Here is a 14,938-nt window from a genome sequence, read left to right as displayed (position 1 = left end):
ACTGGTAATAAATACAGTAGTGTGGCACGGCGAAATATATGTATTAGCAGGGAAATATTTATACAAAAAATGGATAATTACCATCAAATGCAATCTTGCGATTAAAGATCATTTCACATCATCAGAAACAGAAAGCGGTATACGGATGATCAATCTTAGGCAGGCCGTTATTAATGTGCTGATAATTCAGATGGCTTTTACCAGAATAGGTAAATAACCTTATATTGAGGTTCATCTTCGTTCCTCACTTGATGGCAAGAAATAACAAAGGTGGTAAACGGCATGCACCTGGCTCATTTGGTGCTAACTGAAACAACATTCTAAAAAGAGCAGCTATGTGTTTGTAACGTGTACAAATCAAGGCGCACATTTGCTTGTAGAGCACTAAGCGCAGGTCATTGCTGCACAAATGGGGCAGATTTCTGCTCAGATGGGTGTCAGACAATAATGGCAATCCACTGGCAATTCTGGATGCTAATTTCAGTTCTGATGCACCAACAATGCCCCATGCACAAAACAAGTAATCCCTTCGGTTTCAGTTGCTCACTGTGCCCAGTCAGGTTTATTGAGTATATGATCCTGCCAGTCGATCACTTCTGATTCTTTCACCGCGATATGACGTACGGAGATTCGCTCACCATGCATTGCCGCTTTCGAACCGGTAATCAGTGGGTGCCACCCAGGCAATGCCTTCCCTTCCGCCAGCAACCGATAAGCACAGGTCATCGGTAGCCATTCGAATGTTGGCAGATTCTCACGGGTTAATTTAATGCAGTCAGGTTCAAACTCGAAGCGGCGTTCGTAGTTACGACATTGACAGGTTTTAATATTAAGCTGACGGCAAGCGACGTTAGTGAAGTAGATTTCGTCAGTATCTTCATCCATCAGTTTATGCAGACAGCACTGACCACAACCATCACACAACGACTCCCATTCTGCATCGCTCATTTCATCCAGGGTTTTACTTTGCCAGAAAGGTATATCGCTCATCAGGTGTTCCGCCATTACGTTAAAACGCACCTTATAACCAGTCTGGCACAGCGTTGCAAGTATTGCCGCCTCTTTCAGGCGGCAAAAAGTATTACAAAACGCGAGTTGTCAACGAATGACTACCGAAAGTGATGATCAGTTCATCACCGCTGTGTAGTGGTCCAACACCATCAGGCGTGCCTGTTAGTACAACGTCACCAGGCTTGAGGGTAAAAAACTTGCTCATATAAGCAATCAGCGGAACGATTTTATGGATCATATCTGCCGTTGTACCCTGTTGACGAACGACACCATTTACACTTAAGCCTAGCGACGTATTTTGTGGATCGCCAGTGAACTCTGCAGCGGGAATAAACCCGGACAGTGGGCAAGAGTTATCAAACCCTTTAGCTTTTTCCCATGGCTGCCCGGCTTTCTTCATCTTTCCCTGAACATCACGTAATGTCAGATCGAGCGCCACACCATAACCGGCAATGGCTTTGCGTACATGCTCTTCCGTGGCCTGGCGTAGCGTCGCGCCGATCAACACCGCCAGTTCAACCTCATGATGAACCGCACCGAAATCAGAGGGGATGGCCAATGGCTGGCGCAGATCGCACAGTGCCGTTTCGGGTTTAATGAACAACACTGGCTCTTCAGGCACTTCACTCCCCATCTCTTTAATATGTTTGGCATAATTACTGCCAACACAGACCACTTTACTCACCGGATAATCCAGCAGCGCACCTTGCCAGTTGTGATGTTGATACATAACGTTCCTCTCACTTCATCGTGGTTCTTAAAACCCGCTCCGACAAATATGGTGCCACCGCCGGATATCGGTTATTTTTTAGTGCTGTCTGTATTTTTCGCCATCACAGAAAGATGTTGCTTCAGCAAATCCTCGGGAGGTGGTGGCAATTGAAGATAATAGCCATGCTCAGCTAATGCCTGTTTAACTTTCTCAATATCGGCATTTACCAGTTTCTTTCTCCCGTCCAATGGAAGAATCATCGCAAGTTGAGGTTGACCAAAACCTTTCATCAGCTCCTCTGGAACACGCGAAAAGTCGTCTTTTTTTTCAACATATAAATAGGTCTGGTCACGTTTGCTACTTCGATAGATCACACAAAACATAATTTTACTCTGAATAAATGGGGGGGTGACTTGCCTCAATATAATCCAGACTATAACATGCCTTATAGTCTTCGTAATATCATCGCACGCTGATGATGATGGTAATTAGCTAATTGAGTAAGGCCAGGATGTCAAACACGCCAATCGAGCTTAAAGGTAGCAGCTTCACCTTATCTGTGGTTCATCTGCATGAGGCAGAACCTAAGGTTATTCATCAGGCGCTGGAAGACAAAATCGCTCAGGCTCCCGCATTTTTAAAGCATGCCCCCATCGTACTCAATGTCAGTGGCCTCGAAGAACAGGTCAACTGGTCTGCAATGCATAAAGCTATCTCGGCAACGGGCTTGCGGATCATTGGTGTCAGTGGCTGCAAAAATGCGAAACTGAAAGCTGAAATCGAAAAAATGGGGTTGCCAATCCTGACTGAAGGAAAGGAAAAAGCGCCGCGTCCAGCTCCGGCCCCCCAGGCTCCTGCGAAAAATACAACGCCGGACACAAAAACGCGCTTAATAGATACCCCAGTGCGTTCCGGTCAGCGCATTTATGCGCCACAATGTGATCTAATTGTTACAAGCCATGTTAGCGCAGGGGCAGAATTGATCGCAGATGGTAACATTCATGTCTATGGCATGATGCGCGGTCGTGCGCTGGCGGGGGCAAGTGGTGATCGGGAAGCACAAATATTTTGTACGAGCCTGATGGCAGAACTGGTCTCTATCGCAGGTGAATACTGGCTGAGTGATAAAATCCCAGCAGAATTTTATGGCAAAGCGGCACGGCTGCAATTAGTCGAAAACGCTTTGACCGTTCAATCGTTAAATTGATCCCTTTTTAACAAGGAATTTTTATGGCACGCATTATTGTTGTTACTTCGGGGAAAGGGGGCGTTGGAAAGACAACCTCCAGCGCGGCCATCGCCACTGGTTTGGCCCAGAAGGGAAAGAAAACTGTCGTGATCGATTTTGATATCGGCTTGCGTAATCTCGACCTGATTATGGGTTGCGAGCGCCGGGTCGTTTACGATTTCGTCAACGTCATTCAGGGCGATGCAACGCTAAATCAGGCTTTAATTAAAGATAAGCGTACTGAAAACCTCTATATTCTTCCGGCATCACAAACTCGCGATAAAGACGCCCTCACCCGCGAAGGGGTCGCCAAAGTTCTTGATGACCTAAAAGCAATGGATTTTGAGTTTATTGTTTGTGACTCACCGGCGGGTATTGAAACCGGTGCATTAATGGCGCTCTATTTCGCAGATGAAGCTATTATAACCACGAACCCGGAAGTCTCATCAGTTCGTGACTCAGACCGTATTTTAGGTATTCTGGCGTCGAAATCCCGTCGAGCAGAAAACGGTGAAGAACCGATTAAAGAGCACCTGCTATTAACGCGCTATAACCCAGGCCGCGTTAACAGAGGCGACATGTTGAGCATGGAAGACGTACTGGAGATCCTGCGCATCAAGCTCGTCGGCGTGATCCCAGAGGATCAATCAGTATTGCGCGCCTCTAACCAGGGGGAACCGGTTATTCTCGATATCAACGCCGATGCGGGTAAAGCCTATGCTGATACCGTAGAACGTCTGTTGGGAGAAGAACGCCCTTTCCGCTTCATTGAAGAAGAGAAGAAAGGTTTCCTCAAACGCTTGTTCGGAGGATAAGTTATGGCATTACTCGATTTCTTTCTCTCACGGAAGAAAAACACGGCCAATATTGCAAAAGAACGGTTGCAAATTATTGTTGCTGAACGCCGGCGCAGCGATGCAGAACCGCACTATCTGCCGCAGTTGCGTAAAGATATTCTTGATGTCATTTGTAAATACGTACAAATCGATCCCGAGATGGTGACTGTTCAGCTTGAGCAAAAAGATGGTGATATTTCCATCCTTGAGCTTAACGTGACCTTGCCGGAAGCAGAAGAGCTGAAATAAGCCGTATTAGCTCAGACCTGATCTGACAGTTACCGGTGATTTATACAGGTATCTGTCAGATTACATCCGATTTAAGTTTTTCTCTGCCTGGCTACCCCCTTCCCCGCCAAACAGATTCACATTACTGCCGCCAGAAGATAATCACTTACATTACGTTTTCTGATAAATATTGTTCACATATAAATTACACAATAATATTGATATTTCAGATCACCTTACCTTTACAATACCACGTTAACATTTGATGACATTTCTTGAATAAACATTTCAAATCAATGAGTTAATTATTGTTTAAGATTATTCCCATTCAAGCAAAAACCATAATTCTTATTATACAAACCGCGCTCATTTTGAATTATCTGAATAATAGAGAGCGTTCTTTAGTTAAGCTGTTCTTAATTGAAGACGAAATTATTGTGTGTGCAACTTACTAAATACCGGACATCTAAGTTGAAGAAAAAAATACTCGCCTTAGGGCTTATCTCAGCATTGCTCTGCTCCGCGCCAGCGATGGCGGATATGAATCGCACCACGAAAGGTGCACTGTTAGGCGCAGGCGTTGGTTTACTGACTGGCAATGGTGTTAATGGCGTACTGAAAGGTGCTGCTGTGGGCGCTGGCGTTGGTGCAGTAACAGAAAAAGGCCACGATGGTAAAAATGCCCGTAAAGGCGCAAAAGTGGGTGCCGCCGTTGGCGCGGTCACTGGCGTTCTGACCGGCAATGGTCTTGAAGGCGCAATTAAAGGTGCCGTAATTGGCGGTACGGGTGGTGCAATTCTGGGTAAAATGAAATAAGGAATGATGATGAAAAAATTTGCTTTACTGGCGGGGCTGTTCGTCTTCGCACCAATGACCTGGGCTCAGGACTATAATATTAAGAATGGTTTGCCAGCAGAAACCTATATTACCTGCGCAGAAGCCAACGAAATGGCAAAAACTGACAGCGCACAGGTTGCAGATATCGTTGCGGTAATGGGTAACGCCAGCGTTACCAGCCGTGATTTAAAGATTGAGCAATCACCGGAACTGAGTGCCAAAGTGGTAGAAAAACTGAATCAGGTTTGTGCCAAAGATCCGCAAATGCTGTTAATTACCGCAATTGATGACACCATGCGTGCCATCGGTAAAAAATAATCGATAATGTAGCACCGCGCCGATTGATTCGACGCGGTGTATTTTTAGCGGGTGAACAGACTTACAGACAATACTGAAGCACTGATTATTTATTTTGGTGATTTTATTGATTTAGTTTTTTATTCTTCACAAAAACTATTTCCCTGCAATCATATTCGTATACGCGTTACTCACCGCCAAAGCAATTCCTCAAATTAAATCCGGATAGTTTTTCAGTTTTAATGATTAATTATTCAATGATTGGACTTATAAACACGCCTGATCAAATATCCTATAAGTCCAGATTATCAAAATATAATGAAAAAGATTAATGTTGATCCCTTTGACTTACAAACTTTTCTCTTAATCGGTTAAGCAAATTGATCACCAACCAAACAAGTGCATTGATTAAATTTATGGTAACCAGCACTTCTCCCAGCCAGATGCTGGGTTTGGCGACCAGGATCACCAGAATGGTGATCAGCATAAACGCGATGGAGAAGATGATATACAAAGTGAAATAATCCAGGCTATTACTATTGTTCATGCTACTGACGGCGATCCTGAAAACAATTTCAGATAATTATAGCAAACAAAATAATGAACAATAGTAACAAGACGCAACGAGCTAATTATCTGTCTACAATTGCACCACCACAGAGTCTTTTCGATCATTTTTTAGTCAGGCATCATCATGCTACGTGAATTAGTACCTATTCACTCAACAACCACCTTCACCCTCGGTTTTGAGAGAATAATTTTGACTAACTCAATATACGTCACCGGTTTATAGAAATAATACCCCTGCTGAAACGTGATATTATTTTTGTTCAGGTAATCGAGTTGCTCCTTCGTTTCGACACCTTCGGCAACAATACTGATAGAAAGTTTGCGCGCCAGATCCAGCACACAGTCCAGAATTCGGGTGGAATCTGGATCTGCGTTGACCCGACCAACGAAACTGTGATCAATCTTAATATAATCGATGTGCAGATCATGGAGATAAGAAAGTCCCGAGTACCCCGTACCAAAATCATCCAGCGCAATGACAAAGCCATTTTCATGCAGAATATTTAGTCGCTGGACAAGGTTTTCATCAACATGCAAAGCTTCACGCTCAGTAACCTCAAGAACGAGATTCAAATCATGGCGCGTGAAGCTGTCCCGGTATTTCAGACACTCTTCAACAAACGTAGGCGAAATAATATGTGAGGCGCTAAAATTAATCCCTACATGGAAACCTTCCGGCAGTTTACTTGCGATCGCGTTCATTTGTGTGGCGACCTGGTTCATCAGACTTTGGGTGAGCGGAACTATCAACCCTGATTTTTCAGCAAGTGGAATAAATGCTGCGGGTGAAATATATCCTCCGCGAGGATGTTTCCACCTGGCAAGTACTTCTACGCCGCGTAACGTCCCTTCCCGGCCATTAACCACGGGTTGGTAAAAAGGTACAATTTCACCATTGCTTATTGCTCTACGCAGGATCTCTTCAGGTGTGTCACTCTTGTTAAAATATTTATCAAGCAAAAAAGCAGCAGAACAGGAGATTAACAGGCTGAATATCAAAATACCCAAACCTTTATCGATAAGTCTGGTGAAATTAAATAGCGGCGGTTGGTTATAGATAATACTGAAATGATATTCTGTGGAATTTACCCGTCCAGAAAATTGATGGCTGCCATTGAGAGTTGTCACATCTCCTGACGGTCCAATAATGCTATTCCCCACGCGCAAAGTATATTTCACCCCCTTCAACGGCACATTGAGCGCCCCGCGGATATGCTGGTCACTAATTGTCACCAGGATACGCGTATCAGCGAATTGAATCTGATAAAGGAGGATGGGTAATCTATTTACGGTGTCGATCGCCGGAGCCAATAGCAAATTGTTGTCAGATATAACAGGAATACGGGATAGCAGAACCCGATTACCTGGTAGCGATGTACACCAGACTGCACCTTGTTTGAGAATGATGATCGTCCGCAGATGTGGTTTCAGCGCAGCCTCTGTACCTAGTTGGTATTGTTCATCCAGATCGCACCTCTTCCCGGCAATTTTCATTGCCGTTCGAGTCGCCTGTGACGCTTCCTCAAGAATATGATTAATGTTGTTAGCGGCGTACCTCGCCCCCGCCAGGCTCTCTGCTTTTGCGGAATACCAGAGCTGAAAATTCAAAATAGACACACCAGTAAGAAACAAGCACACCGCAACGAGGATGGGGATAAGTGTATTGCGCATTTGCGTGTCCCGGGGCCATTATTTTGTGTTCATTCGCTCAATCTGGCGTCTACAAAGAGCATGGTAGAGAGAACCAGAAATATCCATACTCTTGATGAAATTTTGCCCTCTATGCCGTAACTTAAAGCAGAGAAAAAGCATTGGACAACAAAACGGAACAAGAATATTGGTCAGGCAAAGTTCTCTGTGTCCCCTTCACTTTTATACATAAGCTATCAATAAGTAAGGATATGATGAACTGGCACAACGTCGATGGGGCCTCGCTGGTAAGGTGGGTGTTAATTTTCCAGTACGTGCCCCCGCGTCTTTTCTTCGATAGCGGCGGCTCCAGATCATAAGATGGAGATGCCAGACCATGTCGCTCAATAGCCACATCCCAAATCAGCACCAATACATACAGCAAAATCACTAGAATGAATGTGAAACACGGATAGCAGTAATATAAGCCTTACACGTTAAAACAAGAAAAATAACTTTTTCTGATGAACTTACCTAACCAATTAGAATTAAAAAGAAATCACTAATCGCTATATTTAGCAAGTCGGACTATAGGGACAATATAATACAGACTCTGGTTACATAAGACGTTCACTTTTCACAAACCACCACGTTACAAATTGTAAAGATTAACTCTTCCAGTTTGCATTCAACTTGTCTGGTCATATCTAAATAGATATGTAAAATTGATAACGGCTGGTAATCATTCAATACTCGCACTATAGAAAGTTCGCCAGCCTGCCGCAGGCACGTGCTTTCATATGACGTGTCTGCGGTTTCGTTGTGATATTTAAATAGTAGTACTGGTGAATTATGAGCAATCCGAATCCATGCCTGACGTGTGGTGCCTGTTGTGCATTTTTCCGCGTCTCTTTTTACTGGGCCGAAGCTGATGATGCAGGCGGCACCATACCGGCTCATCTGACTGAGCAGATATCCCCTTACCACCGATGTATGCGCGGTACTAACCAGAAGAATCCACGCTGTGTTGCCCTGGCTGGAACGCCTGGAAAAAACGCCTGCTGCACAATATACAAGAATCGCTCATCCACATGTAGAGAATTCGCCATGTCTGGCGAGCATGGAGAAATTAATGAGGCATGTAATCGCGCCCGAGCTAAATATGGGCTACCGCCAATTTAAAACTGCGCCTCCTTAATAAGGCATTCAGGTGTCAAAATCAACCATACCGCGACATTATTGTTGCGGTTTAATTATTAACAATGAAAAATGAAATCATAAAATAACGCATCGACAATAATTAACATCGTTAAAATTAAATATCCTTGCGTGAAAATAGAATATTTTATATTCCCATAGACGAATTTTTTCATGTTATGATATAATATAATACGATGAAAAAACACAAGTTATCAACTTGTCGGTAATGTAAATAAATTTCGAGGAGATCATTCCAGTGGGACGTAAATGGGCCAATATTGTTGCTAAAAAAACGGCTAAAGACGGTGCAACGTCTAAAATATATGCAAAATTCGGTGTAGAAATCTATGCTGCAGCTAAACAAGGTGAACCAGACCCTGAATTAAATACATCTTTAAAATTCGTTATTGAGCGTGCGAAGCAGGCACAAGTTCCAAAACACGTCATTGATAAAGCAATTGATAAAGCTAAAGGTGGCGGAGATGAAACGTTCGTACAAGGACGTTATGAAGGTTTTGGCCCCAATGGTTCAATGATTATCGCCGAAACGTTAACTTCAAATGTTAACCGCACGATTGCTAATGTTCGCACAATTTTCAACAAAAAAGGCGGAAATATCGGAGCGGCAGGTTCTGTCAGCTATATGTTTGACAATACTGGAGTGATTGTATTTAAAGGAACAGATCCTGACCATATTTTTGAAATTTTGCTTGATGCTGAAGTTGATGTTCGCGATGTGACCGAAGAAGAAGGAAATATCGTTATTTATACTGAGCCTACAGACCTTCACAAAGGAATTGCAGCGCTAAAAGCAGCCGGAATTACTGAGTTCTCAACAACAGAATTAGAAATGATTGCTCAATCAGAAGTTGAGCTTTCACCAGAAGATTTAGAAATCTTTGAGGGACTTGTTGATGCCCTTGAAGATGATGATGATGTTCAAAAAGTATATCATAACGTTGCAAATCTCTAATTATGAATTTAAGAAATCTGCCTTTATGGCAGATTTCTTCACCTTATCTTAGATTTACCTAAAAACTCCGCATTAAATCCAGTACCTCTACCGCTCCCGGCATGTTAAGGCATTAGCGCTTTCTGATTTCAGTGATGTAGGTAATGGCAGCATGTTCAACAAAATTGGACACGTCGTCATAGGCTTCTTTACCGACGGGAGAATTGAATGCTGCGATAGCGTCTTCAAGTGAGTCGAACCACAGTTCGGAGAAACCGTCGACGGGGGAATCGGGATATTTTTCCCGATCGATGGGGTTGAGTACATAACCTCTTAAGCCGGGGAGTCTGAGCGCTATCGCTGTATGTACCTCATCCCAGTATTTAACAAAATCGTCGAAGCTCTGTCCTTTTTTACGGGTAAGAAAGCCCACATGTTTGAAACCGTTAGCAGATGACATCATATTCTCCTCTGTATTAATTCATGTTTTTGTAAAACTGGCCGACGAAATCCGGCATCGTCTTGCAATTTAGATGAAGCGTAATAGAGAAGGTGACTATGGCTGTTTTTCTTCGTGCGATAAACACGCTTTCACTCGTCTCTGAGTAGACATAGATTCTACAAATCGTTTTCAATTTATTATAAAATAAATCTATGTATACAGGGCTAATACCTCTCACGGACAATTATGAGAAGAACAGATCATCTGGGGGGAATTACGGCTTTTGTCGCCACAGCCCAGCAAGGAAGTTTTACGGCAGCAGCGGAAAAGCTGGGGCTGACAAAGTCTGCCATAGGAAAAAGCGTCAGTCGTCTGGAAGACCGCCTCGGGTTGAAGCTTTTTCAACGTTCCACCCGTCGGTTAAGCCTGACGCCTGATGGCGAGCGTTTTCTTGCCAGTTGCCAGAGCGCAATAGATATCCTGGAGCAGGCTGAGGCGGAACTGACGTCACATACCTGCCAGCCCTCCGGGCGCCTGCGGGTAGATTTACCTGCAGCCTTCGGACGACAGCGCATCCTTCCTATCCTGCTTGATATCACCCGACGCTACCCCGAACTGGCGTTGACCGTTACGTTCAGCGAGCGGTTCGTTAACCTGATTGATGAGGGGATCGATCTTGTCGTTCGCATTGGTGAGCTGTCAGACAGCAGTGGGCTGGTTGCCAGAAGACTGACAACCCAGAAGCTGGTGATCTGCGCCTCTCCAGATTATCTGTTCAACCACGGCGAGCCTGTCAGTATTGATGACCTGAATCACCATCAGTGCGTTGTCGGCTTTCGCCGTAACCAGCCTGTTTCGTGGTTGCTGAAAGAGGGGGATGGTCAAATCAGCCGCTTTGTCCCTCCGCCGACCCATGAGTTTGCCGATGGTGACGCGATGCTCGCTGCTACCCTGGCGGGAGGGGGATTGTCGCAACTCCCCCTCTGGTTGGTGGGCAGATATCTCGACGAGGGTAAATTGCGGGAAGTGCTGCCCGGACACTCCGGCGGGGAGATGCCTATCAGCGCGCTGTGGCCAAAAAGCCGCCAACTGCTGCCCAAAATCCGCTATGTAGTGGATACCCTGGTCAGGGCTGCGGAAGACGGCCTGCTTGATTAATTATTCCCTGCTATCGGACCAGAAGGGGTAATCCGTATAGCCTTTTTCATCTCCGCCGTACATCGTTGCCCGGTTAACGTCATTCAACGGCCAGTCATTAACCATTCGTTCCACAAGATCCGGGTTCGCAATGTAAGGCCGACCAAAACCAATCAGGTCAGCTTTCCCCTCCTGGAGATATGCTTCGGCACGCTGCTTATCAAAGCCACCGGTAATAATCAAAGGTCCGGAATAAGCTGCACGAAATTTTTCAATAAACCCGGCAGGGATGGCCTGTTCTCCCAGTGTTTGCTGGTCGCTCAGATGAACATACGAGAGAGAACGGGCGCTGAGTTTATCAGCAAGCATCAGCCAGGTTTCTTCCTCGCCATCAAAAGGACGCATGTCAAACAGACGCCCGAAGGGAGCCAGGCGGATACCCGTTTTACCTGAGCCGATGGCCGTAGAGATTGCGTCAGTCACTTCCAGAACAAAGCGCAGGCGATTGTCAGTATCCGCGCCACCGTACTCATCCTTGCGAGTATTCAGCCCACCATTAATAAACTGCTCAAGCAGATAGCCATTGGCGGCGTGGATCTCAACACCATCAAAGCCCGCCCGAATAGCATTTTTAGCGGCCTGAACGTAATCCTGCACCACGGCTTTAATCTCGGGGATCGACAGCGCACGGGGTTCCGATACCGGAACCGGACCGGGTTTGCCGTTTTCGTCGCGTGCGTAGCAGGTGGAATTATTGGCTTTAACTGCCACCGAACTGACGGGGGCCTGTCCATTAGCCTGCAAACTTGTGTGAGAAATTCGCCCGACGTGCCAAAGTTGAATATAAATTTTTCCGCCAGCGTCGTGGACCGCTTTTGTAACTTTTCCCCATCCCTGCACCTGAGCATCGCTGTAGATTCCGGGAGTGAAAAGATAACCCTGTCCCTGGACGGAGATTTGCGATCCTTCTGTAATAATGAGCCCTGCAAATGCGCGCTGCTGATAATATTTTGCAGTCAGTTCATCTGGAGTATCGTCTGAAATTGCCCGTGAGCGGGTCATTGGTGCCATAACGACGCGATTTGCCAAGTTAGTGTCACCGGCCTGAAACGGGGTAAATAATTTTTCCATTTTTATCTCCTTTACTGGAGGAAGTATGATGGTCTCAACGACGTAATAAAAAAACAGCACTCTGGTCCGAACTAAGTAGACATAATTTCTACATTTAGTGTTCTCTCAGTATTAAGCCGTCATATTTTTGTTTTTAGGTGATGTCCCACGTGGAGATAAAGCCTGCCGCAAAGTTGATGAAGGCTCAGTACATCTGCTTCTGGCACATAACAGTCTTCCAGACAGCGGTCGATATATTCACTCGGCCCCGTATCAGTTCATCCAGTGCGGTTGCTTTGTTCATGGCTTTGATGATGTCCCGTTTCAGGAAATCAATATGCCGGTTATCCAGCTCAAGAAAATGCTGCTGCACCACAGGGGTATTCCGTCGAGAATACTGGCAATTTCACCTGCAATCCGTGAAAGCACAAAAGTACAAAATGCGGTTTCCACCACTTCAGCAGAGTCTCTGGTATTTTCAGCTCCTGTGCGTCGGTCTGCGCACGTGTAAGTTCTGAATAGTACGGACATTCGCACCAAAAATGTCAGCCGACTGCTTTTTGTTGACTTCCATTGTTCATTCCACGGAAAAAACAGAGAAGGAAGCAGCAGAGGCCAAAAAGCCCATTTTCAGTAACTGTCGTTTTCTTTCTTTTTAGGCGGTGTTTTAAATAAAAACATTAAGTTACTGTGAAGAAGAACGAAACGCCTTAAACCGGAAAATTTTCATAAATAGAGAAAACCCGCGCGCCTTCCCCCCCCCCCCCGTAGTCTGCCGGATTGCCGGAAAGGGCCTGCAAAATTTTAGTCACCAAGTCCAGTTATAAGAGGAGCATTCCTGTCTCATATTCTCTTTTTCTGCTCCTCACTCTGAGGGAAATAACGATTTTTGGAAGTAATAGCAACCGCAACAGTCTTGCGTAATGATGGCGGCATCATTCATCTCTCGCAGTCTTACGCCTCTCTTCTTTAATCTTGAAATGTGACGGAGTTCCGGCAATGCCCAGAAACCAGCATTACAGGCCGATGTGCCACAGGCGACGCCAGTTGTTATTATCAATGGATTTCATATCCTCACCCCGATGTGCGCGAATGGTGCAGTATGTTTGAAAAGATCGGAGTCTACGGGTTAGTTTTTACAGCAAACATTGTTCACAACAACACTAAAAAACAGAAATTTAAAATAATAGGGTTAAAACCCATGTATTAAATAATAATGCGCGATATGTTTTGTTATTTAGTGTATTGTATACGACCATTTACACAGGAAAAGCCTATGTCAGAACGTAAAGACTCAAAATCACGCCGTAATTATCTCGTTAAATGCTCCTGCCCAAACTGCACCCAAGAATCAGAACACAGTTTTTCCAGAGTACAAAAAGGTGCCCTTTTAATCTGCCCTCATTGCAACAAAGTATTCCAAACAAATCTTAAAGCTGTTGCCTGATTTTTGATTACTTATCAAGAGCTTTGATATTTTAATAATATATTTAAATCAGATAAGAAAAAACCCGCCTGAGCGGGTTTGAGATTGTGGTGCTTTTTGTGGGAGTCACCCACTTACGCACTTTGTTTTACTATGCCAGCAGTTAGCTTCTGCTATTAAACTATTCATACAGCAGACCTGTACTTCACCACAAAATGGGATTCTATATCCATTACTCTATCTGCATCTCTACTCAGGCATCAGCCATCTTCGTTATCGTATACAGTCGAGTCCTGGATTTTAATCGGTAATTATAACATTTGCTGCCGCAGGACCTTTAGCACCACTCTCTACAGAGAAGGTAACCTTTTGACCTTCAAATAAGGTTCGATAATTATCATTCTGAATCGCAGAAAAATGCACAAACACATCTTTACTACCATCAACAGGAGAAATAAAGCCGAAACCTTTATCAGCGTTAAACCATTTTACTAAACCAGTCATTTTATTTGACATTCTACATTCCTTAACTTGAGCCTTTCGGCATAAATGGTTTGTATAACAGAAACGACTTCGTGCTTAATTGGAGAGACTCAAAGAAGGAATATGTGAATAACACCTGAAATGAGAACTGCTTTAGTAAACTACTTCGTATATCGTCTGTTCTTCAAACCGACGCAATCATTAACGCATAGTTGTACACATAGAAGCAATGTTTATTTTAGACATCCAGCCACCCCCTCCAATTTAAAACACAAAAAACTCTCATTAGCGGGTTTTCTACTTTTTCTCAACACCGGATATACAAAGCCCATCGTTGAGAAAATCTCACCCATGTTTTTTGAAGCAAAAAGCAAGCATCATGCCGCCATCTTCGCTGAAAATTATTTATATTGTCAATTTCCTTAACTGCACCTCACATACGCTTCTTCCTGCCAGCACTTTGTAACCAGTTTATCAATAACGTCAGCATATCCTTTATCCCATTGATAATCCGTCATGTCTGGAACCAGCTTCTGGACATGACATCGCACCTGGGGGGCGGTAAACGACTAAACCAATTTCCATTGCAACGTCCGCACATCTTATAAACAGGCACGCCATGAAGCCGGATTCTTTTTTATCCAGGACAATACCTTTACCCTTACACCCTCTGCTCACCGTGCTGACTTCTCCCTTGCCATGACAATACTGACTAGACTAGCCCCCAGAATCTCCAGACAACCAATATCACTTAAATAAGTGATAGTCTTAATACTAGTTTTTAGACTAGTCATTGGAGAACAGATGATTGATGTCTTAGGACCGGAGAAACGCAGACGG

General features: G+C 44.4%; 18 protein-coding genes and 3 pseudogenes. 10 read left to right on the top strand and 11 right to left on the bottom strand.

Annotated features, from left to right (window positions below; genetic code table 11):
* Positions 1-543: 543 nt before the first annotated feature.
* From C7B16_RS00100 to C7B16_RS00090, 3 genes are all read right to left on the bottom strand, one after another.
* The gene (locus C7B16_RS00100; RefSeq protein WP_001516253.1) at positions 544-990 is read right to left on the bottom strand and encodes a YcgN family cysteine cluster protein; all 447 of its coding nucleotides are present in this window, start codon (positions 988-990) and stop codon (positions 544-546) included.
* Between the two features lie 91 nt (positions 991-1,081).
* A complete protein-coding gene (locus tag C7B16_RS00095) occupies positions 1,082-1,741 on the bottom strand; it encodes a fumarylacetoacetate hydrolase family protein (protein ID WP_000284291.1) in 660 nt (219 codons plus the stop codon).
* Between the two features lie 71 nt (positions 1,742-1,812).
* Positions 1,813-2,106 (bottom strand): YcgL domain-containing protein, encoded by a 294-nt coding sequence (locus C7B16_RS00090; protein WP_001516252.1) that lies wholly within the window; start codon positions 2,104-2,106, stop codon positions 1,813-1,815.
* 128 nt (positions 2,107-2,234) lie between these two features.
* On the opposite strand from C7B16_RS00090, the gene minC reads away from it, so the two are divergent.
* The 6 genes from minC to C7B16_RS00065 all read left to right on the top strand — a co-directional run bounded on the left by minC (position 2,235) and on the right by C7B16_RS00065 (position 5,170).
* Positions 2,235-2,930, top strand: a complete 696-nt coding sequence (minC, locus tag C7B16_RS00085; RefSeq protein WP_001516251.1) for a septum site-determining protein MinC — start codon at positions 2,235-2,237, stop codon at positions 2,928-2,930.
* Between the two features lie 23 nt (positions 2,931-2,953).
* The gene (minD, locus tag C7B16_RS00080; RefSeq protein WP_000101053.1) at positions 2,954-3,766 is read left to right on the top strand and encodes a septum site-determining protein MinD; all 813 of its coding nucleotides are present in this window, start codon (positions 2,954-2,956) and stop codon (positions 3,764-3,766) included.
* A gap of 3 nt (positions 3,767-3,769) precedes the next feature.
* Positions 3,770-4,036: a cell division topological specificity factor MinE gene (gene minE / locus C7B16_RS00075; protein WP_001185664.1), complete on the top strand. Its 267-nt coding sequence runs from the start codon at positions 3,770-3,772 to the stop codon at positions 4,034-4,036.
* 287 nt (positions 4,037-4,323) lie between these two features.
* A complete protein-coding gene (locus tag C7B16_RS25755; RefSeq protein ID WP_375120766.1) occupies positions 4,324-4,470 on the top strand; it encodes a hypothetical protein in 147 nt (48 codons plus the stop codon).
* 16 nt (positions 4,471-4,486) lie between these two features.
* The gene (locus C7B16_RS00070; protein WP_000726984.1) at positions 4,487-4,831 is read left to right on the top strand and encodes a YMGG-like glycine zipper-containing protein; all 345 of its coding nucleotides are present in this window, start codon (positions 4,487-4,489) and stop codon (positions 4,829-4,831) included.
* Between the two features lie 3 nt (positions 4,832-4,834).
* The gene (locus C7B16_RS00065; protein WP_000979974.1) at positions 4,835-5,170 is read left to right on the top strand and encodes a YmgD family protein; all 336 of its coding nucleotides are present in this window, start codon (positions 4,835-4,837) and stop codon (positions 5,168-5,170) included.
* A gap of 307 nt (positions 5,171-5,477) precedes the next feature.
* Here the strand turns inward: C7B16_RS00065 and ymgF are convergent, their stop codons facing one another.
* The 3 genes and pseudogenes from ymgF to C7B16_RS25750 form a co-directional block, all read right to left on the bottom strand.
* A complete protein-coding gene (gene ymgF / locus C7B16_RS00060) occupies positions 5,478-5,696 on the bottom strand; it encodes a cell division-associated protein YmgF (protein ID WP_001065870.1) in 219 nt (72 codons plus the stop codon).
* A 170-nt stretch (positions 5,697-5,866) separates the two neighbouring features.
* Positions 5,867-7,390 carry a cyclic diguanylate phosphodiesterase gene (locus C7B16_RS00055; protein WP_001246517.1) on the bottom strand — a complete coding sequence of 508 codons (1,524 nt, stop codon included), beginning with the start codon at positions 7,388-7,390 and terminating at the stop codon, positions 5,867-5,869.
* A 672-nt stretch (positions 7,391-8,062) separates the two neighbouring features.
* Positions 8,063-8,148: pseudogene (locus C7B16_RS25750) on the bottom strand (capsid protein); the annotation flags it as partial.
* A gap of 52 nt (positions 8,149-8,200) precedes the next feature.
* Between C7B16_RS25750 and C7B16_RS00045 the strand changes: the two are divergent.
* Entirely contained in the window at positions 8,201-8,530 is a 330-nt protein-coding gene (locus C7B16_RS00045; RefSeq protein WP_032240664.1) for a YkgJ family cysteine cluster protein, read from the top strand.
* Between the two features lie 274 nt (positions 8,531-8,804).
* The gene (locus C7B16_RS00040; protein WP_000532916.1) at positions 8,805-9,521 is read left to right on the top strand and encodes a YebC/PmpR family DNA-binding transcriptional regulator; all 717 of its coding nucleotides are present in this window, start codon (positions 8,805-8,807) and stop codon (positions 9,519-9,521) included.
* Between the two features lie 112 nt (positions 9,522-9,633).
* Here the strand turns inward: C7B16_RS00040 and C7B16_RS00035 are convergent, their stop codons facing one another.
* Entirely contained in the window at positions 9,634-9,960 is a 327-nt protein-coding gene (locus C7B16_RS00035; RefSeq protein WP_000092982.1) for an EthD family reductase, read from the bottom strand.
* Between the two features lie 228 nt (positions 9,961-10,188).
* On the opposite strand from C7B16_RS00035, the gene C7B16_RS00030 reads away from it, so the two are divergent.
* Positions 10,189-11,100, top strand: a complete 912-nt coding sequence (locus C7B16_RS00030; protein WP_016248625.1) for a LysR family transcriptional regulator — start codon at positions 10,189-10,191, stop codon at positions 11,098-11,100.
* Here C7B16_RS00030 and C7B16_RS00025 read toward each other — a convergent pair whose 3' ends face one another.
* Together C7B16_RS00025 and C7B16_RS00020 are read right to left on the bottom strand one after the other, a co-directional pair.
* Positions 11,101-12,210 carry an alkene reductase gene (locus C7B16_RS00025; protein ID WP_107179236.1) on the bottom strand — a complete coding sequence of 370 codons (1,110 nt, stop codon included), beginning with the start codon at positions 12,208-12,210 and terminating at the stop codon, positions 11,101-11,103. It lies immediately after the preceding gene.
* 184 nt (positions 12,211-12,394) lie between these two features.
* A pseudogene (locus C7B16_RS00020) lies at positions 12,395-12,701 on the bottom strand (terminase small subunit); the annotation flags it as partial.
* A gap of 764 nt (positions 12,702-13,465) precedes the next feature.
* On the opposite strand from C7B16_RS00020, the gene ynfU reads away from it, so the two are divergent.
* Entirely contained in the window at positions 13,466-13,636 is a 171-nt protein-coding gene (gene ynfU, locus C7B16_RS24950; RefSeq protein ID WP_001405948.1) for a putative zinc-binding protein YnfU, read from the top strand.
* 279 nt (positions 13,637-13,915) lie between these two features.
* Here ynfU and cspB read toward each other — a convergent pair whose 3' ends face one another.
* Complete coding sequence (cspB, locus tag C7B16_RS00010; RefSeq protein WP_000066486.1) at positions 13,916-14,131, bottom strand: cold shock-like protein CspB; 216 nt, start codon at positions 14,129-14,131, stop codon at positions 13,916-13,918.
* Between the two features lie 372 nt (positions 14,132-14,503).
* Positions 14,504-14,809 (bottom strand): annotated as a pseudogene (locus C7B16_RS00005) (antitermination protein); the annotation flags it as partial.
* Positions 14,810-14,938 lie beyond the last annotated feature (129 nt).

This window comes from Escherichia sp. 20412-1, from assembly GCF_003027595.1.
GTDB lineage: Bacteria > Pseudomonadota > Gammaproteobacteria > Enterobacterales > Enterobacteriaceae > Escherichia > Escherichia marmotae.
Note: the sequence above shows the minus strand (reverse complement) of the source record. Positions and strands in the feature narration are given on the sequence as shown.